Annotated in this window: 22 protein-coding genes, 1 pseudogene and 1 other annotated feature; of the genes and pseudogenes, 2 read left to right on the top strand and 21 right to left on the bottom strand. The window is 43.4% G+C overall.

The window, feature by feature from the left end:
• Positions 1-41: 41 nt before the first annotated feature.
• The 5 genes from P22_RS06740 to P22_RS06720 form a co-directional block, all read right to left on the bottom strand.
• Positions 42-365 (bottom strand): PTS lactose/cellobiose transporter subunit IIA, encoded by a 324-nt coding sequence (locus tag P22_RS06740; RefSeq protein ID WP_235814572.1) that lies wholly within the window; start codon positions 363-365, stop codon positions 42-44.
• 47 nt (positions 366-412) lie between these two features.
• Positions 413-718 (bottom strand): PTS sugar transporter subunit IIB, encoded by a 306-nt coding sequence (locus tag P22_RS06735; protein WP_054259467.1) that lies wholly within the window; start codon positions 716-718, stop codon positions 413-415.
• 550 nt (positions 719-1,268) lie between these two features.
• A complete protein-coding gene (locus P22_RS06730) occupies positions 1,269-2,468 on the bottom strand; it encodes an ROK family transcriptional regulator (protein ID WP_054259466.1) in 1,200 nt (399 codons plus the stop codon).
• A gap of 159 nt (positions 2,469-2,627) precedes the next feature.
• A complete protein-coding gene (locus P22_RS06725; protein WP_069972774.1) occupies positions 2,628-3,785 on the bottom strand; it encodes an MBL fold metallo-hydrolase in 1,158 nt (385 codons plus the stop codon).
• A gap of 270 nt (positions 3,786-4,055) precedes the next feature.
• Complete coding sequence (locus tag P22_RS06720; RefSeq protein ID WP_054259465.1) at positions 4,056-4,409, bottom strand: winged helix-turn-helix transcriptional regulator; 354 nt, start codon at positions 4,407-4,409, stop codon at positions 4,056-4,058.
• Between the two features lie 137 nt (positions 4,410-4,546).
• On the opposite strand from P22_RS06720, the gene P22_RS06715 reads away from it, so the two are divergent.
• Positions 4,547-5,188, top strand: coding sequence for an NAD(P)-dependent oxidoreductase (locus P22_RS06715; RefSeq protein ID WP_054259464.1), 642 nt, complete (start codon positions 4,547-4,549; stop codon positions 5,186-5,188).
• A 151-nt stretch (positions 5,189-5,339) separates the two neighbouring features.
• Here P22_RS06715 and P22_RS06710 read toward each other — a convergent pair whose 3' ends face one another.
• The 5 genes from P22_RS06710 to P22_RS06690 form a co-directional block, all read right to left on the bottom strand.
• Positions 5,340-6,032 carry a polysaccharide deacetylase family protein gene (locus P22_RS06710; protein ID WP_054259463.1) on the bottom strand — a complete coding sequence of 231 codons (693 nt, stop codon included), beginning with the start codon at positions 6,030-6,032 and terminating at the stop codon, positions 5,340-5,342.
• Positions 6,033-6,134: 102 nt separating this feature from the next.
• Positions 6,135-6,578 (bottom strand): Fur family transcriptional regulator, encoded by a 444-nt coding sequence (locus P22_RS06705; protein WP_054259462.1) that lies wholly within the window; start codon positions 6,576-6,578, stop codon positions 6,135-6,137.
• 214 nt (positions 6,579-6,792) lie between these two features.
• Positions 6,793-7,482, bottom strand: a complete 690-nt coding sequence (locus tag P22_RS06700; RefSeq protein ID WP_054259461.1) for a response regulator transcription factor — start codon at positions 7,480-7,482, stop codon at positions 6,793-6,795.
• Positions 7,479-8,624 carry a sensor histidine kinase gene (locus tag P22_RS06695; RefSeq protein WP_054259460.1) on the bottom strand — a complete coding sequence of 382 codons (1,146 nt, stop codon included), beginning with the start codon at positions 8,622-8,624 and terminating at the stop codon, positions 7,479-7,481. The genes P22_RS06700 and P22_RS06695 overlap by 4 nt, the downstream gene beginning before the upstream one ends.
• Positions 8,625-8,939: 315 nt before the next feature.
• On the bottom strand, positions 8,940-9,611 hold the full coding sequence (locus P22_RS06690; protein ID WP_054259459.1) for a hypothetical protein: 672 nt from the start codon (positions 9,609-9,611) through the stop codon (positions 8,940-8,942).
• A 256-nt stretch (positions 9,612-9,867) separates the two neighbouring features.
• On the opposite strand from P22_RS06690, the pseudogene P22_RS06685 reads away from it, so the two are divergent.
• Positions 9,868-11,267, top strand: a pseudogene (locus tag P22_RS06685) (DHA2 family efflux MFS transporter permease subunit).
• 61 nt (positions 11,268-11,328) lie between these two features.
• Here the strand turns inward: P22_RS06685 and P22_RS06680 are convergent.
• From P22_RS06680 to P22_RS06635, 11 genes are all read right to left on the bottom strand, one after another.
• Positions 11,329-11,856, bottom strand: a complete 528-nt coding sequence (locus tag P22_RS06680; RefSeq protein WP_054259458.1) for a peptide deformylase — start codon at positions 11,854-11,856, stop codon at positions 11,329-11,331.
• A 69-nt stretch (positions 11,857-11,925) separates the two neighbouring features.
• Positions 11,926-12,624 (bottom strand): FadR/GntR family transcriptional regulator, encoded by a 699-nt coding sequence (locus tag P22_RS06675; RefSeq protein WP_054259457.1) that lies wholly within the window; start codon positions 12,622-12,624, stop codon positions 11,926-11,928.
• Between the two features lie 618 nt (positions 12,625-13,242).
• The gene (gene ileS / locus P22_RS06670) at positions 13,243-16,344 is read right to left on the bottom strand and encodes an isoleucine--tRNA ligase (protein WP_054259456.1); all 3,102 of its coding nucleotides are present in this window, start codon (positions 16,342-16,344) and stop codon (positions 13,243-13,245) included.
• A gap of 101 nt (positions 16,345-16,445) precedes the next feature.
• Positions 16,446-16,659: a binding site (T-box leader), on the bottom strand.
• A complete protein-coding gene (locus tag P22_RS21360; protein ID WP_255351787.1) occupies positions 16,624-16,758 on the bottom strand; it encodes a hypothetical protein in 135 nt (44 codons plus the stop codon). It overlaps the preceding feature by 36 nt.
• 178 nt (positions 16,759-16,936) lie before the next feature.
• On the bottom strand, positions 16,937-18,223 hold the full coding sequence (locus P22_RS06665; RefSeq protein WP_054259455.1) for a SpoVR family protein: 1,287 nt from the start codon (positions 18,221-18,223) through the stop codon (positions 16,937-16,939).
• Positions 18,223-19,398 carry a sporulation protein YhbH gene (gene yhbH / locus P22_RS06660; RefSeq protein WP_054259454.1) on the bottom strand — a complete coding sequence of 392 codons (1,176 nt, stop codon included), beginning with the start codon at positions 19,396-19,398 and terminating at the stop codon, positions 18,223-18,225. The genes P22_RS06665 and yhbH overlap by 1 nt, the downstream gene beginning before the upstream one ends.
• 39 nt (positions 19,399-19,437) lie before the next feature.
• Positions 19,438-21,366, bottom strand: a complete 1,929-nt coding sequence (locus P22_RS06655; RefSeq protein WP_054259453.1) for a PrkA family serine protein kinase — start codon at positions 21,364-21,366, stop codon at positions 19,438-19,440.
• 376 nt (positions 21,367-21,742) lie between these two features.
• The gene (locus tag P22_RS06650) at positions 21,743-22,060 is read right to left on the bottom strand and encodes a pyrimidine/purine nucleoside phosphorylase (protein WP_054259452.1); all 318 of its coding nucleotides are present in this window, start codon (positions 22,058-22,060) and stop codon (positions 21,743-21,745) included.
• Positions 22,061-22,134: 74 nt separating this feature from the next.
• The gene (locus P22_RS06645) at positions 22,135-22,959 is read right to left on the bottom strand and encodes a pyrroline-5-carboxylate reductase family protein (RefSeq protein ID WP_054259451.1); all 825 of its coding nucleotides are present in this window, start codon (positions 22,957-22,959) and stop codon (positions 22,135-22,137) included.
• 11 nt (positions 22,960-22,970) lie between these two features.
• Entirely contained in the window at positions 22,971-23,768 is a 798-nt protein-coding gene (locus P22_RS06640) for a TrmB family transcriptional regulator (protein ID WP_054259450.1), read from the bottom strand.
• Positions 23,769-24,021: 253 nt separating this feature from the next.
• Positions 24,022-24,324, bottom strand: a complete 303-nt coding sequence (locus tag P22_RS06635; protein WP_054259449.1) for a PTS sugar transporter subunit IIA — start codon at positions 24,322-24,324, stop codon at positions 24,022-24,024.
• Between the last annotated feature and the right edge of the window lie 109 nt (positions 24,325-24,433).

Here is a 24,433-nt window from a genome sequence, read left to right as displayed (position 1 = left end):
ATGATAGAAAACCTGCGTAATAAAAAGCTCTCCATGCCCGGCTATTTTCCGCCTGCTTTACCATACATGTCAATCAGCAGTGCTACCATATCCCTAAAAGTAATCGCCGTCATAAAATGATCCTGAGCATGAATCAACAATACGCTTTTTTCAATCGGCACCCCGTTAATTTCATCTTGTATTAACCGGGTTTGTATATCGTGTGCCTGGCCGATTACCCGCCCGGCCTCTTCTATCTTACTTTTAGCTTCTGTGCTATCCTGGTGGTCCATTAACAGGCGAAAGGCCTCCGTTGCCAAGGTCTTGCCCTCACCGGCGTAAAGTATAAGCATCATACAATCCTGCGTTAATTTCTCATCCATCATCGGTACCCTCCCAACCGGATTCTTGTCTTCGCCAAGCCGGATCGCATTTATTGCTGTTTTAATATAGTCAATGCCTGTTCCAGAACCCTGGCCCCGTTAATCATGCCATAATCGGCCATACTTATCATCTCAACCGGGCATTGACTTTTTACTATCTCTTTTATTTTAGGCAACATATGGCGTATTTGCGGTCCAACCAGTATTACATCAGCTTCCGCTTTGATTTTATCCAGCACTTCAACTGAAAATGCTTCTATGTTTACATTCAGCTTTTTTTCTCCGGCCGCACTCCGCATGCGCTTTACCAAAACCGAGGTCGACATGCCGGCATTGCAAATTACATATATATTCACTTTATCTCCCCCTTCATAGTGTTGGCAAAAATAAGGCAGTCAGCCCTTCTGCTACCTCTTGTCTCTTTTCACTCCTTTCCGGTAGTGCAGACTGAGCTCCCTGTTAGCTCCTGTTGCCACCAACCTTGTATCAGTTTCCAACAGTAATCCCGGATGGGCAGAAACATCCCAGGCCTCGCCGATATCACCTACAGGCAGATCCGGCTTATATTTTGCCAGTTTCCGGCCTCCCCATGGCTTAGAAATATAAATCGTGTTAAATTTTATTGGATATATTTGTAATTACCATATTAAATTCAAAATTGAATAAAGTTTTATATAAAGTTTAAAATAAAATTCGGCAACAGTGATTAAATTCCTGCCGGTTTTATATTTTAATTACTGCTTTTTTCAAAAAAAATACTCTGTTTTTAGACTTGTCCCTTCAAATAATATCCGCCACTCACTAGTCATAAAGCCTCATTACTTTTTTCTTTACCGGATTGGGGTTGCATTGTTTCATAAAAATAGCCCTCCCCACAAAAGTGGTGCGGGCATTCTCTTCCTTCAATTATTTATTTTCCCATTCCGTCGCCAACACCATATCCGCTGCTCCCTTTATATTTGCCTCTTCATCCCGGTCGGAAAAATATATTTTTCCCGCCGTAAAGCAGTAGGGCAATACCCGCTCCCGGGTAATTTTTTCAATTCTCTCTTGTACCAATTGTTTTACCCGCATCATCCCTCCGGAAATTACGACCACCTCCGGATTAACCACATTAATTAGATTAGCAAGACCGACTCCTAAATAAAAAGCAGCCCGTTCAAGCGCTTCAAGGCAGATCTCATCCCCTTCCACTGCTGCTTGATAGACGAGATCATGCGCATTACACAAAGTTCCTTTTTCTAAGACCGTCATACGGGACAAGTCGCCCTGCTGTACTTGACGCTGCAGCTCGGTATATAACGATTTGCGCCCTCCCTGTATGGCTTCTTCTACATAATTAATTAAAGCTACTTCCGAAGCAAAAGCATCCAAGCAGCCTCGTTGCCCGCAATTGCAAAGCGGTCCGTTTACATCCACAGTATTGTGCCCAATTTCTCCGGCCGTTTCATTATCACCCTTATACAGCTCGCCATTAATGATAATCCCCGCCCCAATGCTCTGGCCAACTTTTAGCAGCGCCATATTCCTTGACTGTACTGCTAGGGTATAATAATACATCCCCATCGTTAATATTCGCACATCATTTTCTACCATAACCGGAATTCCAAAGCGTTCTTCAATAATAAATTTAATAGGTACATTCTTCCAGCCTATATTGGGGGCAAACATAGAGATTCCCTCTTTTGACTTAACCGGTCCTCGCAAAATTACGGCAATAGCCGGCACCGGCGCGGTAGTCAGCTCCAAAGCATCGGTAATAGCCTGCAAAATATAATTCAATACTTCCTCTTGATCTCTCCGGAACCAATAATCCCGCTTATGCCCTTTTATATTTCCTGCCGCATCGGCAATATGACAGCAAACCGTATGGGTGCGCACATTTACAATAATAATATCGGCTGCAGCCGGATTTACTTTTAATAATACCGGTCTGCGTCCCCCACTCGATTCGCCGGTATCGTACTCCTGAATAACATTAGTTTCCAGGAGCCTTCCGGTAATGTTGCTTAAAGTGGAAGGGGGCTGTCCGGTAATTCTGGCAATATCCACGCGTGAGATAGGCCCATACCGTCTGATTGTTTTCAAAATAATGGCTTCATTCATATATACCTCTCATACCCAACTTGGCAGCAGACTGATACTGTTTATTTAGCAAAGTTTACTTTAATATTATAACGTCTTCTTGTAATCATCAATAGTCCTTTGCATAATTTAGCAAGCACTCCTTTACTCTCACCATAAACTTCTCGCATAAACCAAAACCTAATTAGGCACCCGTTTAACCTGTAACTGTTGCTGCGCAGTCCGGGGCTTTGGTGTCTGGTCGGTATTCCACCATACAGAATGAGGATATTCTACCGCCCCTACTATAACAGGTTCGCCAATCCTCGGTGTTGCAATCAACATTTCCCTTTCCCGTGCTGCTCTTATGACCCGCTCAATGGGATCTGTCCAATCATGCAGAGCCAAACTAAAGGCAGCCCAATGTATGGGGACCAGCATTTTCCCTTTCACATCCATATGCGCCTGTACCGTTTGTTCCGGTACCATATGAATGGCAGACCAGCGTTGATCATACTGTCCGCATTCCATTAACGTTAAATCAAAAGGACCATATTTCTGTCCTATTTCCCTAAAGTGCGGGCCATAGCCGCCATCACCGCTAAAATAAACCCTTGTTATGTCTCCAATAATCGCCCAGGAACACCATAGTGTCGCATTGTGATCAAAAAGGCTTCTCCCGGAAAAATGTCTGGCAGGCGTGGAAACAAATCGTAATCTTTCAAACTCGGTTTCCGCCCACCAATCTTGTTCAGTTATTTTCTTTTTCTCAATACCCCACCTTTCCAAATGGCTCCCTACACCAAGGGGAACGCAGAAGTGGCGCACCTTGTCTTTAAGTTTCATGATGGAATCATAATCCAAATGGTCATAATGATCATGGGACAAAACAATCACATCAATGGCCGGTAATTTTTCTATTTCTATGGGAAGCGTGTCACTATAACGTTTTGCTCCAAATTTCGGAAAAGGAGACGGTCTCTGAGAAAACATAGGATCTAGCAATACTCTTTTCCCTTCTATTTCCAGCAATATGGTAGAATGCCCAAACCAGATCATCCTGGTTTGACTCTGATTCTGCAAACCGGCAGCATTCACAGCCATGACCGGAAGAGAATGAGCCGGAGTTCGCCTGGAACTGCCCTTCCAATACTCTCTCAAAATAGCCATCAGGTTTTTTGCATCTAAATTGTTTGGTGTGGGAATTTGATTTACAAACTTATTTTCGCTAAAATTGACAGATTGACTAAATGAACGTAATTTGTTTTTTGAAGCCTTACCGCCAAATCGCGGGTTAAAGATAAGAAAAAAACCGCTGAGCAAGATAATCCCCGCCACAACACTAAGAAATACAATCATAATGACATTCCTCTCAATCTAATTTGTTGAATTCTATGCAACTACCTTTTATTTTGTGTTTTTTCTTACATCCTAGTCTCCCATACAAATCTTCTTAAGGAATGAACGTTCATTCCCGTATGATTAAATTTACTTCAACCTGCTCTCACTGTCAACCCTGCACCCGTTTTTTAAACTCTGCGGTTACATAGCAACAGGCTCGGAGTAGAAATACACTATGTTAACTTATGCTGTAGATTTAGCATAATTCCCATACCCATTCGTCAGCATTTATTCGGATTGTGGAAATCGTTCCGGATATGTCCAACCGCACTGTTTTCCCCATATTTCTAAAGCATGAAATACGGGCAACAATCCTTTTCCAAGGTCCGTTAAAGAATATTCTACTCTTGGCGGCACTTCGTTGTACTGCTTTCTGTTAATAACTCCTGCTTCTTCCAGTTCTTGCAAGGTCTGAGCCAGCATTACATTAGAAATGCCGTTTAATTGGCGCCGCAGCTCGTTGAACCGGATTACTCCCTGTTTTGCTACCTGCCAGATGACATGCATCTTCCATTTTCCACTCAGTAACTCGATTGTGTACTCAATGGGGCAGGGAATTGTTGAGAGTTCCCGTCTTTTCATGACAACCTCCATTAATACATTTATAGTAAGTTTTTATTAAGTATGTAATAAAATACTTAGTACTTGTTTGTTTTTTACCGCAATGATAGTATTATAGCTAATTAGACAGATATTGTAAACAAAAAGGAGTGTTTATTATGAGAATCGCTTTAATCGGAGCCACAGGTTTTGTAGGCTCAAAATTACTTATGGAAGCGCTCTCCAGAGGCTATGAAGTAACGGCAATCAGCCGTAACACCGACAAGATTGCTACCCAGGAAGAACATCTTATTCCTGTCTCACTCGATGTCAATGATACCAAAGCGCTGGCAGCCATATTCGAGAATCAGGATGCGGTTATCAGTGCCTTCAACTCCGGTTGGAAGAATCCTAATCTGTATGCGGATTATAAAAAAGGGTACGCTTCCATTCTCGAAGCAGCAAGGCTGTCCCGGGTAAAACGAATTCTGGTGGTAGGCGGTGCGGCAAGTCTGATACTGCCATCCGGAAAGCGGGTATATGATGTACATATTCCCGAGGACTTTAAAACTGCCGTTCAAGGTCCGATGGAGCTGCTGGAAGAACTGCGTCATGAGAAGGAGCTGAATTGGACTTTTATCAGTCCTGCGCCCAAATTGACCGAAGGAGATAAAACCGGTCAGTTCCGGCTTGGAAAGGACAATCCGGTTACGGATGAACAGGGAGAAAGCCAAATTTCCGTCGGCGACCTGGCGGTGGCCATTCTAAATGAAATTGAAAACCCGCAATTTATCCGTCAACGGTTCACAGTAGGATATTAAAACCATCAATCTATGGACCAATACAACATCCCCATCGGAAACGAACGGGGATGTTGTATTGGAAATTTCCATTTAAGGAAATATCGTCTTCCATATTGCTGTATTATACTATCCTTCAGGCTTATTGGACCGCAAAAATTAAAACGCCAAATTATGTCCCATTCTCTGCTAATAACTGACTGATAGTAAGAAATTCATACCCCCGGTCTTTGAGACTGTCTATAATATAGTTCAAAGCCTCGGGCGTTGTGGAAGGATATATTCCGTCATGCAAGAGGATTATGCTCCCCGGTTTCGTCTTTTTTAAAACTGTATTCACCGTATCTCCTGCCGGATGAAGCCTCCAGTCGAAAGGATCTACTGACCATAGGATAACCGTATACCCTTTGTCACGGGCAAGATTGATGATACTTTTATTAAATCTTCCTTCCGGAGGACGAAAAAATAAAGGTTTTGTAGTCATTTTTGTTATAATCTGATCTGTTTTTTCAATTTCTTTATCAATATTATTTCTAGTTAAGGAAAACAAATTAGGATGACTATAGGTATGATTACCGATTTCATGCCCGTCCCTTTCTTCCCGTTTTACCAATTCCGGGAACTGTTCGGCCCGTTCTCCCACTACAAAAAAGGTCGCCTTTACCTGTTTCTCCTGTAAAATATCCAAAATAGCCGGCGTTGTCCGCCCGAGTGGCCCATCATCGAAGGTTAATGCCACGACTTTCCGTGAAGTAGCTACTTCTTTGACGGCATCAGCAGTATCTGCTATATGATCCTCTACTTTTATGCCTACTAAAACAGCAGCTATCAGTGTTAATGGGAAAATAATGTTTAATAGCTTCATCACTATCACCCTGTAAATTTTACGCACAATTTTCCGGTTTATTCGAAATCGCTAAAATAAATGAAACCGACAGGAAAATTTTATAGGCATAATTATGGATGACTAGCATGCAGGATGGCCTGATTGGGGTTGACACTCTTCACAGCATCCGTAAACATACAAGCGATATTCATGAATGGAAAAACCCGGCATGCCATCTATGGGGATAGCCAACTTGTCGAATAAATCTTTCTTTATCTCAGCAACTTTACCACAGGATTCACAAATTACATGATAGTGAAATGAGTGCAGTCCGTTGATTTCGTACCGATGACGTCCATCACCAAAATCAAGTTGTTGGACGATATCCAAAGTATTGAGCAACTCCAAGGTTCGGTATATAGTTGCCAACCCGATTTGCGGGTTTTCCCGCCGAATAATTTCATAGATATCTTCGGCACTGAAATGGTGATTTTCATCACTATTGAGAATCTGAAAAATCATTTGTCTTTGCTGGGTTAACTTATATTTGCCGTTGAGTCTTTGCTTTAATACAGAGATATTCATGACTAAAATCCTCCTGAGTTTACCGAATGAAAGCAACTGCAGTACCGTGCACGGTGTTCCACCATAAGATAAGCCTAAAACTCCAAATAGCCTATACGGCGAACGTTTATTCCAAAAAAATAACCTTTCCCGCTCTGGCAAGGTTATTATAAAATTAAAAATTAAATTGGCTGTAAAGTATATTTAAAAATACTATAAACATACTTAAAAATTTTTAAAGCGGATTGAAGCGATATCCTGTTCCCCATAAAGTTTCAATAAATTCAGGATTTGCAGGGTCTTTCTCAATCTTTCGGCGAATCTTTTGAATATGAACGGCAACGGTCGCCGCGTCTCCAAAGCTTTCATTACCCCAGATCGTATTGAAAATATGTTCCTTACTAAAAACAATGTTCGGATTGGAAGCCAGAAAGAATAAAAGGTCATATTCTTTGGTCGTCAACAGAATTTCATCACCGTTTACCGAAACTTTATGAGATGCCGTATTGATTTCCAGCCCTTTGTACTGTATCACTTCCTGAGCAGTTGCCGGTCCTTTCAGCCGTTGATAGCGTTTCAGGTGAGCCTTTATTCTTGCCACCAGTTCGGCTGGGCTAAAGGGCTTTGTTAAATAGTCGTCCGCGCCCACATCGAGTCCCCTGATCTTATCAATATCTTCGTTTTTTGCCGATACGACAATCACCGGAATTTCCTGATTTTTTCTAATTTCCCTAATTATTTCAAAACCATCTTTATTCGGGAGCATCAAATCCACGACCACTGCCGCATATTGACCGGAAGCCGCCTTTTTCAATCCAATTAGCCCATCTTGCACAATTTCCGTTTTATACCCGTTTAATTGCAAATAGTCGCGTTCCAGTTCTGCAATGTCCAGGTCATCTTCAATAATCAGAATGCGTTTCACTCTACAACCTCCCCTTGGTCTTCCTGCCAGAGCGGCAGCAGGATGGTGAAGCAGCTACCCTGGTTTTCCATGCTGGAAAGAGTGATGTGACCTCCGTGCGCCTCTATCAGTTCTTTGGCAATAGCCAGTCCAAGCCCCGTGCCTGCCTCTTTAGGCCGTTCCGTATGAATACGGTAAAAGCGTTCAAAAACAAAAGCAAGTTTTTCTGCCGGAATGCCCGGTCCATTATCCTGGATGTCAATTGCTGCAAAGTTTTCTCGCCGGTACAGCCGTACCTGTATAACTAACCCTGTTGCCGGACCATATTGAACAGCATTAGTCAAAATATTGCTGATGGCCTGATGAAACCGCTTTCCATCCAGCCTCACCTGAATGTGTTCCTCCAGTTGAGCATCATAATGAAATTGAATGTTTTTTTCTGTAAAATCAAATTGATATTCCGCAATTAAGTCTTCCATAAAGGCACGAATCTTAGTGCAATGATACTGAAATTCAAGTTTTTGCATATCGAGCTTCGCAAACAAAAAAAGATCATCAATTAATCTATTTACATAAATGATATTATGATGAATGGTCTTTAAGTACTTATGTTTATTCTCTCCTGTATTAAACGCCCCTTCCAACAAAGCCTCTACATAACCCTGAATGGCAGTGATCGGCGTTTTTAAATCATGCGAGATATTAGCAATCAGTGCTTTGCGGTTTTCTTCATACTCTATCTGAAGTTTCTCTCCCTCATACAATTTCTCTGTCATTTCATTAAACGCATCAATCACGCTGCCCAGATCACCGTACAGCTCATTTTTTACTTTAGTGGTATAGTTGCCTTTGGCAACCTCATCTAGTCCCTGCTTTAAACTGATCATTGGTTTAAATATGTTTTTTTCCAGCCGCCATAGGAAAAAGAAGTGAATCATTTCTTTCAAAGCAAGTATGACCACAAAAAAAATAATCATTTCTTTGCTGTCAGCCCAGCTCAATGCCAAATAGAGAACAAGAAGAGTAAATAAGATGCCAAACGGCCGAAGATAGTGAAAATATTTATACTGCCGCAAAAACCGGCTGCGATGATGGTGATGATGCAAATATTGTAAACCGGAATGAGCTAATAGCCGCTCCCGTTTATCCGTATCCGGCTGCATATGCTTCTGTCTCCCATGTCTACACATCATTCTCACCTTTTCCGCACGTTATTGTTCTTTAGACTTAATTATAGGTTAAAGCAAACGAAGGCGCAAAACAAATTCTACGCCTGTGTTTGCTTTACACACCGTTTATAATTGAAGATGATACGTTATGGCTTTCCGGGAGGCAAATCGGTTTACAGCCTCCGCACCGTTACATGCTTCATTTCGAATTTTCAAATCATCTGTTTTTCGTAACTCTGGCAGACCTGCCGGACAAGCCGCCAAACAACACCGGCAACGCGTACACGGTCAGTAACAATATCATACGGTTTACAATGTATAAGCTTCACTTTGCCATTGCAGTGATAGTTCCGCCTGTGCTTTAAAATTGAATTGTCCGGCCTGAACATCTTTAGAAATTTCAGCAGTTGACAGTGAGATTTTTTTCACCTCACAATTTTTATTGATATCTATACGAATTATGATATCAAGATACTCAGCAGCGCATTCGTTTACAAGATCGTAGCTATGGCGGTGATGTGCCAGCAGCCGGTCTATTTTCCCGTACAGCATTTGTTTCATATCTTCGGGTAGATCACGGGCGTGAAGTGATATTATGGTAACGTCTTCCTTTTCTTCCAACTGCAAGTTATTTAGCAGACTCAATGCAAAAAGATACCTGTTAAACCTTGCTTTTAATCCTTCCCGAGGATGATCGTGCCAATGATGCCTATGGTTGTGAAAACCATGATGCCGTTCTTTAAAAGTTCGTCCACCGGTTTCTTCGGCATGACGCCCACGCCTGTCCATCGTTCCTTCATAATCCACCGCAGCAGTTATTTTAGCTTTGGTTTGCCCGGTGGACAGGTTCTTCTCAAATTCATTTTGAATGGAAAATATGGTTACCCGATCTTTTTCGATTTGCGCTTGCCATACTCCGGTTACCATCTCTTTCGTTTTTACCGTTTTCATCACATCATACAACAGTTTAATCCTGTTCATTAAATAACCTCCTTGAGTTGTTCTGAGGCTATTATAAAAACAGAGTATAAACTTGTTTTAAAGTATTTTTAAAAATTTTATAAACAGGGCTAAATTATTTGTAAAAAACCAGCAGCGGATTTCTTCCTCCTTTTCTGCGGAGCAAAAGAACTGCCGTTACCTGCTCCGGCACTGTCCGGCCTATTTTATTTGGTATTATCTCCTGTCATTTGGTACAAATTAATCGTTGTACTTTATAGAAGGGTTTGATGATACAATGCCGCTATTCTTAATGCTGGTCTTTACCGGGACTTTCCTGTCCATATTAAATTCCAGTATGGTTAATGTGGCCCTGCCTACACTTATGAATGACCTGAGTATTGACATTCAGAGCTCCACTTTATTATACAGCGGTTATATGCTGCCTTATGCCATCGGCATGTCTATCTTTGGCAGTTTGGGAGACATTTATGGCACCAAGAAAATTTTTCTGTTAGGTGTCTCAATCTTTGCTTTAGCCTCCTTCTCCTGCTCTATTGCCGGCAGTTTCTGGCTGCTGATGGTATCCAGAATGCTCCAGGCGGTAGGAGCCTCCGCCGTTATGCCTAATGCCATGATCCTTGCTATTAGTCCGTTTGAGCTTCACAAACGCAGTGAGATTCTCGGCTGGTGGGGCATGATCTCTTCCGCCGGAAGTTTAATCGGTCCCACCCTGGGGGATTTTTGACTGAACATTTTGGCTGGCATAGTATCTTCTACGTCAATTTGCCTTTTGCCATAGGCATCTTACTACTAGGGACTACACATATCCCATCCGTAAATACCAATCCGTCCGCAACAGGGTTCGATTTCCCCGGTTCGGTTTACTTGACCGCGGCGCTCACCGCTCTATTGTCAGGTATTACGTTGGGGCCGTCCGCCGGTTGGCGGAGTTCTGAAGTTGTATTGCTTGCGGGAGTGTTTTTGCTGTTTGCCGGCCTGCTGCTGCGTCGGGAAATTAAGGCTAACCATCCTTTACTGTCTCTTGAATTATTCATGAATTTATCGCTTACTGCAACTATCACGGTTGGTTTTTTTCAAGGTGTTGCCCTTTTCGGCAGTATGTTGTTAATCCCCATGTATCTGCAGCACGTTCATGATTTTTCACCAACCCATGCCGGCGTTTTAGTTCTGCCGCTGTCGATTTCAATCATGGTCATGTCACCTATTGTTGGCAGATTCTCCCATAAATCGGACATAAAGAAACTAATTTTTTATGGCATGCTGATTCTGACCGCGGGCATCGGATTATTTTCCAGGCTGACAGTACAGAGTCCATACTGGATTTTAGCTACCGCGCTGATCGCTACGGGCGTCGGTTTAGGGGCTTCCAGCACACCATTGAACACCAACCTGATCAATGTGGTTCCTCAAAAGCAAATGGGTATGGCTTCCGGATTATTCAATATGATCCGCTATTTAGGTGGAGTCATTGGTTCAACGATATTTGGAGCCTTTATGCAGCAACGGACAGCCTTTTACCTGTCACAGGTAATGCAAAATGACTATACGGCAGCTACGGCTGATAAAATCGCCTTGGGAAAAGCCTTTCCTGAAGTTTTCCTGCTGGCGGCAAGTACCGCAGCACTCGGTATGGCTGCAGCCTGGTTTATAGATTCACCGGAGCAAAAAAAATAACAATCTTCCTTTACGGCAGAGTGGTTTTTTTATTTGCTTTTTTCCTTGAAAATGCCAAGGGCTAGTTCGTCCTACCATTCCTATTTTTTAGGGTTGGATTCACTGCCGCCGATTTTAAAGCAAAGGAGTGACTGTCAATTGCCCGGTCAACAGCCAAAATCCCCTCCAGATGATCATACTCATGCTGGATTAATTCCGCCAAATCTCCTTCGAGATGTTTCACTTGCAGGTTTCCGTCTTTATCTACATATTGAAGGACACAGCGTGTAAACCGGTTCACTTTCACCAGAAGATCCGGAAAGCTCATGCAGTCATCCCATATTTCCATGGTTTCTTCATCCGGAAACGTAAGAACAGGATTAATCAGGATTTCCGGCTGATCCACATTCATATAAATCATTCTTTTCATGACACCAATCTGCGGAGCGGCTATCGCCCTGCCGGCATGATACTTGTTTCTAAAATCCATCATCGTATCATGGAGATCTTCTACAATACCGTTTATTGTTTTCCATTCCGCCTTCAAGACAGCTTCCGATTTGGAATACAGCCTTGGGTCTCCTAATTTCAAGATGTCTTTAACCGCCATATTTTCCCTCCTAATTATATAAATCATTTAAACATCGCATCATCTGATGTTTTAATGATAAAAAGTTACTTATAAAAGCAATTTTTTTATCATCTGAATCATATCTTCCAGATATTTTTCAGTCCAGCCTTTTGCCGCTGCCGCATTTTGCTCTTTAATCGACTCATATAGTTTTTCATGATAGTCTTCCTGGTTTTGAAATATATCCGGATCATTTACTTCATTAATAATAGCCTTTCTGGTTACATTGGCAAAATCAACATACAAACCGGTTAACACCTCGTTACGTGTCGCTATAGCTATCGCCATGTGAAAGGCAAGATCACTGTCCACATATTCATTTTTGTCCTGGTTTGCTTTAGCATGTTTTTGCTTTTCCAACTGAGTAGCTATTTCGTCCAGATCCGCCTGCGTCCTCCGTAGAGCAGCAAGTCCGGCGATTTCCACTTCTAGCAGCTTTCTGACCTCATATACCTCAAGAGTATTAGCCCGCCGTAAGCGCTGCTCCAGGGATTCATCCTGTATTGGCCAGCCAAGGACAAAAGTTCCTTCTCCTTGTTTAACTTGAAGCAAGCCTTTATTAGCCAAAACCTTAACGGCTTCCCTGACGGTAGAACGCCCCACATCAAACAAAGCCATCAGTTCGGGTTCACTGGGGATTTTATCGCCTGTCTTTAAATGGCCAAGTAAAATTTGCTGCTGTATTTGATTTATCACTTCATCCACTAATCTTTTACGGGGTGCCGCCCTAAACATACATCTGCTCATCTGATGTTCAACTCCTTAATCATATACTAAAATATTTTTATCGTCATTGTCAAGCTTCACCTTCTTCAAATAATTTTAACCACACCTCACCTTTTTTTCCTTTCATAAAATAGAAAAAAATCCCCGTTTACATCGAAACGGGAATTTTTTCTATAAAAGGAGGGCTTTAGTCCTGGCGGCAGAGGACTATTTTTGCGGCAAGAATTCTTACTCAAAAGAAGATTCTAGCAGTCTGATGTGAAACCATTATCTTCACAAAAACAGAACAGGAGTAGAATTATAATAATGATTATAATCCAACTACCTCCACGGCCAAATCCGTTTCCACATCCACCGAAACCCATGAACAACATCTCCTTTCTACATTGTGGTATGTAATACCCTATATATCTTATGGCTGACTTAGCGATTGGGTTACTTACAAAACCTTGTCCTTTCAAAAACTCAGAAAAAACATAGGGACGGTTCCTTTGCTTCTCGGATGAAGACAAAAGCGGACTACTGGCTCCTGCCGGATGCACAATGCGAACAGGATTTATAAATCAAAAATGATCCGGCATATATTTCCCCGGATCATTTTTAAAATAAAACCTTTAAATCAACCGTACTGAATGAATTCTACAGCCGCTCCACAGCCAACTGCAATTTTTCGCCGTTGATATTTACTTCAGTATAGTCCCGTTCCGCATTAAAGATAATATCCACGGCAAGCGTTTCACTCATAATGTACTCTTTATACTGCTGTACAACTGACTGAAGCAACTCGTTGCCAGCCATATAGACTGTTATTTTATCAACAACTTCAAACGAGCTGTCTTTTCTCATGTTTTGCAGTTTGCTGATAATCTCCCTGGCATAGCCTTCGGTTTTTAATTCTTCCGAAATATGGGTATCCAATACCACACCCACCTCGCCTTCACCGGCAAAGGCAAAGCCCTCCAGACCATTCATAGTGACTAAGAGATTATCGCTATTGAGTTCAATGGAAGTTCCCTCAACATCGATGGTAATGCTTTGTCCGGCAGACACTTTGAGCGCCAGTTCCATCTGATTTGCTTCTGTGACGGCTTTGCGGATCCCTGGCAGCAGTTTGCCGTACATCTTTCCCAGCACCGGGGAGTTCGGTTTGACGGTATAACTTACATAGTCAGACATATTGGCATTAACAATTACTTCTTTAATATTAAGTTCTTCCTTGATGATATCAATATAGTAGTCCGGCAGTTCACCGGTGCTGACAAGCATTTGGGGAAGCGGCTGCCTGTTCTTGATATTTGCAAGGTTTCTCGCGCTGCGGCCCAGTCCGCAAATCTTGTAAGCCAGTTCCATTTCTTTTTCCAGTCTGGCATCCACTAGTTTTTCATCATATTCGGGCCACAGGCATAAGTGTACACTTTCCGGCGCCTGGGGATCGATATGTGCTACCAGGTTTTGATAAATTTCTTCGGTAATAAACGGTACAAACGGAGCGGCTACAATGACCAGATTTTTCAATACGGTGTGCAGCGTGAAATAGGCATCAATCTTGTCATCAGTCATTTCCATGGACCAATATCTCGTTCTGTTGCGCCGTACATACCAATTGGAAAGTTCATCGGTGAATTCCTCAATCAACTGAGCGGCACCGGTGATTTTATACGTGTTCAGATAGTCATCGACTTGGTTAATCAGAGTGTTAAGCTTGGAGATAATCCACCTGTCCATGACATGACTGCTCTGCCTGCCTTGGTATTTCGCCGGATCGAACTGGTCGATTTCCGCATATAGTACATAAAAGGAATAGACATTCCACAATGTATTAATAAATTTACGCTGTGCTTCAATTACGGCGTCTTCATAGAAACGGGAAGGCAGCCAGGGAGCACTGGCAGTATAGAAATACCAGCGCAGGGCATCGGCACCTTGATTGTCTAAAACGGTAAACGGACTTAAGACATTGCCTTTATGTTTAGACATTTTCAGGCCGTGTTTGTCAAGTACATGCCCCAGCACAACACAATTTTCAAATGAACTTGTATCAAAAACTGCGGTAGAAATGGCCAGCAAGGTATAGAACCAGCCACGCGTCTGGTCAACAGCCTCCGAGATAAACTGGGCCGGAAAATTCTGTTCAAAAAGTTCTTTATTCTCAAACGGATAGTGATATTGGGCAAATGGCATCGACCCGGAATCATACCAGCAGTCAATGACCTCGCTGACTCTCTGCATCGGCTTGTCACAATGCGGGCAATTCAGGTGTACTTGGTCAATATACGGTTTATGCAGTTCAATATCCGCAGGCACATCCAGCCCTTTTTCCCTGAGTTCCGCCATGCTGCCAATGCACTCCCGGTGTCCGCATTCGCATTCCCAAATCGGCAGCGGCGTGCCCCAATACCGTTCCCGGCTGAGCCCCCAGTCGATTACATTTTCCAGAAAATTGCCGAAACGGCCTTTTTTGATATTATCCGGATACCAGTTAATTTTATCATTATTTTCCAAGAGTTTATCCCGTAGGGACGACATTCTGACAAACCAGGATACACGCGGATAATATAACAGCGGAGTGTCGCAGCGCCAGCAGAACGGATAGGAATGGAGATATTTTTCCGCTTTATATAAAGTGCCCTGCTCTTTTAAGAATGTCTGTATTCTTTCATCGGCTTTTTTAACAAACAACCCCTGCCAGGGAGTCACTTCTTCTACAAAATTCCCCTGTGCATCCACCAGATTGACAAGCGGCAGATCATATTTTTGTCCAACCCGGTTATCGTCCTCCCCGTAAGCCGGGGCAATATGCACAATACCAGTACCGTCACTCAGGGTAACGAAATCACCATGGATAACATAATAAGCTTTCTTCTCCGGTTTCGCGAAACTGAACATGGGTTCATATTCCCTGCCAAGCAATTCTTCTCCCTTGAATTCACGCACCAGCTCATATTCACCCTCAAGGCAGCTTAACAATTCTTTGGCAAGAATCAGATGCTCGTCTTGATTGATCACTTCCACATAATCATATTTCCGATTGACCGCCAACGCCACATTACTGGGCAGCGTCCACGGCGTCGTCGTCCACACAAGAATAGCGGCATTTTCTCCCTTGAGTCTAAATTTGACATAAGCTGAACTATCTTTTACATCTTTATAGCCTTGCGCCACTTCATGGGAAGACAAAGCGGTTCCGCAGCGCGGGCAATAGGGAACAATTTTGTGTCCTTTATATAATAAATCTTTATCCCAGAGCTGCTTTAACGACCACCAAACCGACTCAATATACTCATTATGATAGGTGACATACGGATTTTCCATGTCGATCCAATAAGCTACCCGCTCGGACATTTCCTTCCACTGCGTAGCATAAGTAAAAACACTTTCTTTACATTGCTTTACGAAATCTTCAACGCCATATTTTTCAATCTCCGGCTTGCCGGAAATACCCAGTTTTTTCTCCACTTCCAGTTCAACCGGGAGGCCATGCGTATCCCAGCCCGCTTTTCTCAGTACCTTATAGCCCTTCATGACTTTATAGCGGGGAATGAGATCTTTGATAACCCGGGTAACAACATGCCCGATATGGGGAGTACCGTTTGCAGTAGGCGGGCCATCATAGAATGTAAAATATTCCTTACCCTCATTCATATTGAAATTTTTGGCAATGACATCTTTTTCTTCCCATAAAGCCAGGATCGATTTTTCCATTTCCACAAAATCATTCTTTGGACTTACTTTTTTATACATGTTTTGCCCCTTCCTTTTACAGTGCATTTTCCAAAACCGCTATATCAACCATATGTCCCTCAAAGACAATATCTATTTTTATAATAAAAAAACTTCGTCCTAGTCAGGACGAAGCGTTTGCTTCGCTATACCACCTTTACACTTTCAGGTACTGCATACCTTATCCTTTAACGCAGGAATACGAATTGACCTACTAGTAATTCAGCCATCAGCTCTCAGGTGATTTTCTTCCGGCAATGTCCTGCAGGTTCTCAGCATTTTCCTGCTCTCTGTACGGGTTTATCCCGGAATACTCTTCCTGTTCACAGCTTTTGCGAATACCATATTAAAATATTTATCAATATTGTACGCTTTCTTATGAGGAATGTCAAATACTAATGCTATTGCAATTAAAAATTTAACTAACTTGTTCATGGGAACCCTCCTTTATTTATTAACTACAGTATAATCTGCCAATATTACAGGTTTGTTACGAATTCATCACGTTTTAAGGGAATAAAATGGCAAGAGGGGTTATCCGTATTCTAAGAAAAGAACCTAGCAATAGCTAGGTTCTAAGCACGTAAGGTCCCTACAACGATGAATTCCGGCCTTATTTACCGGCAGGATCCTCACTGACTATAGTTTTCGGTTTTCCATCCAGCATGGTGAGCAGTTCCACCGTTCCACCCCAGAGCCGGGCAGCATATTGTAACGTTTCCCGGGCATAATTCATCTCCAGTTCCCGTCCGTCAAAACGGTGTTCAAGCACCAGTTTTCCCCGGTCTACCTTATGCGGGATAATAACCGGAATACTGCCGGCTCCCGCGGAGCCGGCCAGTTCGTCCCTGACCTTTTTCCAGCCATCCCCATCGGCTACTTCGGCAACCACAATATCCTCTCCCTGTTTTTGATAGACAAAAAGATGCATTTCCTCGCACAGTTCCCGGGTCAGATAGCGCCGTAAAAAGGACTGGTCCCGTTCTTCGGCACGAATCCGTAAAATCGCCTCGCGCCCCATAGTCTTATCCAGATATTCGAAAAGCTTAAAACCGACAAAATAAGGATTAACCCGGCCCCGGTGCGGACGGATGACCAGATTATGCCGCTGCAGAAACTCAAGATGAAGAGCCTGAGGAAGTTCCAGCTTCTGCAGAATCCGGTAGTGCCAATAGCTGGCCCAGCCCTCGTTCATGATCTTGGTATCCATCTGGGGAATAAAGTAGAGCGACTCATCCCTGACAATGGTTACCAGGTCCCGTTCCCAGTCGGCCAGCCGTCCCCGTTCGGCCAGAAACCCCAGCAAATCGTCCTGCAGGCGTTCCGGAATGGGTTCGACCGCCTCCTTACGCAAAGTTTCCCTGTCGGCAGTTTTACCTGAACCATTACGGGAAATCTGGAAACGCAGGGCATGGGCAGCGTCCAAAATGCGTTCCACTTGCTCAGATCCGATACTGGGATCCTGAATGTAGCCCCTGACCCGGTCGGCATGGGCTTTAAAGATTTCCAGCGTCAAACCGGCCCGGGTATCCCTCCTGAATAAACGGTTGTTCTTAAAAAAGTCATTATGTCCGTATACATGCGCCATCGTTAATATTTGGAGCAGCAAGGTGTTGTCACGCATCAGATAGGCGATGCAGGGATCGGAATTGATCACCATTTCATAAGGCAGTCCGGCAAGGTTATGCCGGTAAAAGGTCTTCTGTCGTTCATAGGCTTTGCCGTAGCTCCAGTGCGGATAGTGGGACGGCATGCCTACATAGGCTTCGTAGCACAACATATCTTCATAGCTGCAGATCTCAAATTGCTGCTCATAGCAATCCAGACCTATTTCCCCGACAAATTCTTCAATGTGCCGGTTCCATTCCATCAGATCCTGCAGGGAATACTCGACTGTCATCACCTGTCACCTCCGGCTCCTTCCTTGTCCAAAATCCGTTTAAACGCCGGCCAGACATCTTCTTTAGAATCAATGGCGGCGATAATGAAATTTTTCTCTTTGATATGTTCCTGGAATTTACGACGTATCGTACTATAGCCGTAATGCCCTGCTACTTCGCCATAACCGAACAAATTGCACAATTCACACAGTTTGCGGACCAGAGCAATCGCCTTGGCATCATCCTCAGCCCAGTTGTCGCCGTCGGAACAATGAAACGCATAAATATTCCAGATGGACGGGTTATAGCGCTGTTCAATAATTTCCAGTGCTTTGGCATAGCCGCTGCTAATAAACGTCCCCCCAGACTCGCCTTTATGGAAGAACTCCTGTTCATTGACTTCCCTGGCTTCCGTAGTGTGAGCGACAAATACCACTTCGACCTGTTCATGGCGATAACGGACAAACTGGTACAAAAGAAAGTAAAAGCTTCTGGCGAGATATTTGCGGGTTTGATCCATCGACCCTGATGTATCCATAATGCAGATTACCACTGCGTTAGAATTGCGGCGAATCTCCGTTTTCACGCGGCGATAGCGCAGATCATCTTCGATAAAGCCCTGCCGTTCAGCCAAGTTTCCAGCTTCCTCCCGGGCCCGGAGAGCCGACTTGACCCGTTTAATCTTTTCGGTGACGGTCCGTTTCTTGGCCAGCCGTGGCGGTATGCCCTTTTTTTGATAGCCGGACAGTTTATATTTCCGTTCCGATTCGATCATGGCAAACTTTTTGCGTTCCATATCGGGAAGTTGCAAATCTTCAAATAGATACTGTACCAGTTCGTCCAGCGTGATTTCCGTCTCAAAAATATCCTCACCGGCTTCGCTTCCGGCCTGGGGACCCTGCCCGGGTCCCTGCCCTTCACCCTCACCGGCTTTGCCGATCACTTGTCCCCTTTCTTCGCTGCCGTTGCCGGCCCCTGTGCCCGGCGTATTTTTTCCGTAAATAAACTGATATTCCTTTATTCCTTTGACGGGAATTTTAATTTTTTTACTCCCATCCTGGCCAATAATGCTTTCTTCGGCAATAATGCCGCCCATATTTTTCTTAATGGCGTCTTCAACTAATTGTCTGTGCCGCTTCCGGTCCCATTGCGAACGGTCAGACGATGCCAGGCTTCCTTCTTTAAAAAGAGCCATACCCTTCCCTCCTTTCTCTGCCGTCAGGGAAAAAAACCACTAATCCTTCCACAAATTATTAGCAGCGTATTTTAAAATTACATTGCAGCAATGGTCGCAATATCCGTTCTTTTTCATTTCTTCCACCATGGCATTGTATTTGCTGTCTTGTTCGTCGTCACGCACCCTGGCCTTCGTCACTATGCGAGACAGTTCTTTAACCGATACGGTAAGCTTTTTTTCAATGGCTTCTTTCAGTGGTTCGTAACTGCGATAATCCATCTTGGCACCACTGCGCAGCAGGGAAAACATGTAAGCCGTTACATCCTGCCGGAAACCAAGTGCAGCCGTCCCGCTAATCCCAATCTGTTCTTCAATCGATTGGAGGAACTTCACATCGGCTTCCAACTCTTCACCGGTATTGCGGTCTTTAATTTTAGCCGAATTAACAAAAGCCTCCGCATGATCCAAATAGTTGTTGAATAAGCTTTCCGCCTGTTCCTGATAACCATGAATAAACGCGCGGGTCACTTCCTTTTCCAGAATTTTATTGTATTCTTTTTTCAGCACGTCCTGCAGAAAACCCAGATACCGTTTTTTCTCATCTTCGGCTGCCGCCATATCCTTGACCGCCTTAATCAGCGTATCCAGCACGGCAATGGGATTGATGCAGTCATTTTCAGCTTCGGCCAGCGTGGCGCCAAGTGCCTTCATAATAAACCGGGTGGATATGCCGCTCATGCCTTCCCGCTGTGCTTCATCACGCAACTCCCCGATATCGACTTTTTTGGTAGATCCTTTTTCCACAATTTCTTCCCCGTTGTAAATTTTCAGCTTGGTCAGGGCATCCACTTTGGACGACGGAGTCAAACGGCTGAGGATGGCGAACATCGACGCCATTTCAATGGTATGGGGGGCAATATGCGCTTCAAAGGAGCTGTTTTTGAGAATCTTCCGGTAGATTTTCACTTCTTCATCCAGTTCCAGACAATACGGTACTTCCACTTTGACAATCCGGTCCAGAATGGCTTCATTGGTGTGATCCGATTTGAAACGGTTCCATTCCGATTCATTGGAGTGAGCCAGAATAATTCCGTCGAAATAGATCATGGATCCCTTGCCCGGAGAAGGAATTGATTTTTCCTGGGTGGCGGTAATCATGGTGTGCAAGTATTCCACATCATTTTTAAAGACTTCGATAAATTCCACAATGCCCCGGTTGCCTACATTAAAAGCCCCGTTAAGAGACATCACCCGCGGATCGTCTTCTGCATACAAATCCATTTTGGATATATCCACTGAACCGGACAATACGGAGGTGTCCTGGTTGTTGGGATCAACAGGCGGCACCACTCCGATCCCCTTACGGGAACGAATGGAAAATTCCGCCATGGTAACCGGGAATTTCTCAAATTCACCATGAAATTCATGTTTTAGCCGGTGCCGGCAAATGGGGCAAAGATCCCCTTCAATCTTTATGCCCAACAGTTCTTCAAACTGCGGCCGTAAGTGCTTAGGAATCAGATGCAGCGGTTCTTCACGCATCGGGCAATCTTGTATAACATAAATGGGCGGACTCATTTCCAACGCTTTTTTCAACGCTTCCATCAGGGAAGATTTCCCTGCTCCGACCGGACCTACCAGGTAGAGTACCTGACGTGCTTCTTCCCCCTTCATAGCCGCAGAATGAAAATAACGCATCAATTGCATAATACTTTTATCAATACCGTAAAAATCATTAGAAAAAAATGTATACTTTTTTAGGATGCTATTGCCATGTATCCGCTTTAACCTGGGATCTTCCTCGGTCTTAATCGCTTCTACACCGGGATTGACCAGCAGTTCATACATGCGCTGGTGAGCCAGCATAGTTACTTTGGGATTTTCTTTTACAATCGACAAATAATCAAGCAGAGTGCCGCTAAACTGTTGATGTATCCTTTCACTACGATCTTTTTGGATAATGCTGCCGAAATCAAAACCACTCATACGCTGACCCTCCTTAGTTCCTATATTATTAAAAATTCAGGTACAAGTGTTTCATAGAATCCACTCCTAAAATACACTTGTCCTTATAAATTCACTTTAGCAAAATTATCTATATCTGTCCATGGTTATTTATGGTAAGATCCTTCATGTTAACAATTCAGGATTGTCCTTTACCAGGCATAGCCAAAACATCCTATTCCGCTATTTGGGTGACGTCCTGTCCATTCCTAAAAACCCTCGGATCCGGTCATTGTGAATGTCATTTTCAGGAACGGCCTATGGAAAAATGTTTCATGCTATCAGTTTCTTCCGTTATGCAAAACAGGGGTGGATTTTGCCATACGCAAAACCCACCCCTGTTCCATAGGATAAACCTTTATTCTTTTATATAGGAGCAGCAATAATCGGTTAACTCTCTGGCAACAATGTCAAACTTTGAGTGTGCCGGAATTTCGAAAGTTTGCCCTGCCTCAACTGAAATCCATTCTTTTTGATTAGGGAGCAATACGTCCAGCCTGCCGGCCAAAAGTTCCATATGTTCCTTATCTGAGGTTTCAAATGTATACTGCCCTTTCAGTATCATGCCCAGCGTTTTTCTTTCTCCATTAGCTAATAAAACAGTACGGCTTGTTACTTTACCATCAAAATATATATTGGCTTTTTTTATTACGGAAACATTCTCTAATTTGTCCATAGGAAAACCTTCTTTCTAAAATTACTATCGACCTTACGCTGCAAAGTCATCGTCGTTCCGCCCCGCATGCCGGATTACATTAAAATAGAATTGCCAATTTCCTGTGAAATATCTTTACTGCGCCTGATCCCCCTCCTCAAAGCAGTGAGAAAGGATTCACCCGACTGTATACTAGCTACTATGGTTTCCGTAACACCGCCCTTTGTTATCATTTTTGAAATGTATTCTGCCTTTTCACTCTCTGTATGAAAAAAGGGGGCAATTTCTTGGGCCCACCTATATATCTCAAAAAACGTGGCGTAGTCCGTGCTTACCTCCCTAATTGCCTCCTGTATTGCCGCCTCGCTATTCTCCAGCAACAATGCCGCAGGTAAGCATACTCCGGCCGTAAATATATCCATATCACTCTCCTGGGAAACCTCAAATATACGCAGGCCCATTCTTTTCAATATATCTCCTACCAAATTATTATAAGGGTACATAGCGGCAATTCCCCTTGCCGACACGATTGTATCCGGTCCGCTTAGCATAATGCGGAAAATGGAAGTATTCAATATATCTTTGGCGATTCCGGTAGTCAATCCGGCTATACAGGAAACAATCTGCGTGTCCCTTGGGAAATCTATTCCCTGTAAACGGTTCATGTCCTGCGGCCGTATGGTCAAAAAAACAATATCTGCCTCACGAAAAATTCTCTTATTGTCTGCAATGCATTCGGTGAGGCCCAATTGTTTTATTTTCTCATAGGTGGACGGCTTACCCTGATAGGAAATATACATACTTTTTTGAGGAAACCCATGGTTAAGCAAAGATGTCAGAACAGCTCTTCCCAGATGTCCGCATCCAACTATCCCTATCTTAACTTGATTGAAAATATCCAAATGCTTAGACGCATTCATTCCCCTGCCCCCTAACGGTTCTGAATCAGATAAGACAGCATCTCATTACTCTCGCACAAGCGATTGAATTTTTCTTCACCAATGACATTGATCAAAAGGTTTCCCCAGATATCATGTTTAATATATTCCTTAGCAACCAGGATAATACTGGGCGTTGTTGTCCATACACCTTCTGCCGTACCATGCCCGCCAGCCTCACAAATCACCACTTCCCGGGAATCTCCAATGACAATATTCAGCCGTTTGCCTAACCTTGCCTGTGACGAGGTTCCACAGCTTGCCAAATTAACATGGTAACTACTTTCTATGGATGATTGTCCAAATACCCCGGCCACAATGGTAACGCCTCTCTTTTTTGCCTGGGTTACCGCATCCTTTAGTAGAAGCTCCTCCTGAGGCCAAACAGACATTAGCAGCGATATACCGGTATTACATATCAGATTTACGGCTTTTTCAGCAAAGGTTTCATATCCGGAAAAATTGAGGGTTACATCAATATCCGGCAATGGCTCCGTCTTTCTCAACTGTCCTTCTAAATCTTGTATCGTCGAAGCAAACTCCTGCTTTACTTTGGCTAAAAGCTTATCTGCCGGAACAGGATAGTACTTTCCTGCCTCCGCCGTACTTTCGATAATAGCGCCTTTCATTTTAAGCCGGTTTATTGTCTCATAAATTTTAGCTGATGGAATTTTTCCTATTTTGCTAATTTCATAACCATTACTAGGATGTTTTCGGATTAGAGCATAATACGCTTTTGCTTCATAGGAGGAAAAACCTAGTTGCTCTAACTTCAAAATAATATCATTCATTCCATCACCTCCTTGTTATTCCTATCTTAATGCCCAATTGGTATTAACGCAATAACTACCAGGGTAGGGTGTATAAAAAATTTCAACCCATAAAAAGGGACCGTGCTGAAGCCTTACGTTTCAACACAGTCCCTTTCTTCTGTCCGTATTAAGAAGGATAGCAGTTCCCTCAGTTCGCGGATCAATTCCAGCAGGTATAATTCACCAAAATCCTACAGGTCTGATAAAACTATATGGTTAACATTAGGTAGCTCTATCTTTTGTAGAGATAGATTATTTCCTGAATTAACTTTTGGGTCAGCATCGCATTCATTACCTGATCCAGCGCGTGCGCCAGCAAAACCGTACATTGCCCTTCCATTCCCTCGGCTTCTTTCTTAAACAGCCCTGTCTGGACGCGATGCGCTTTGAGCATTTTTTCTTCAGCCCTTGCCATTAGCGTATTGGCATGTTTATAATTTCCCATTCTTGCCCATTCGAGCGCCTGCATCATCAATGCCTGCGCGTCACCTGCATCGGCAACCATTGAAAAAACAATTTGGTCTACATTTCCCATAAGTTTCCGCCTTTTTTAAGTGCACTCGATCGCAAAACTATAGTGTTTATCAGGGTGCATCTTGCTGCCTCATGGTTTTCGCCGCTTTACTTTAATCCAATTATCAGTT

This window comes from Propionispora sp. 2/2-37, assembly GCF_001298735.1.
Lineage (GTDB): Bacteria > Bacillota > Negativicutes > Propionisporales > Propionisporaceae > Propionispora.
This window is presented reverse-complemented; position numbering and strand designations above follow the sequence as displayed.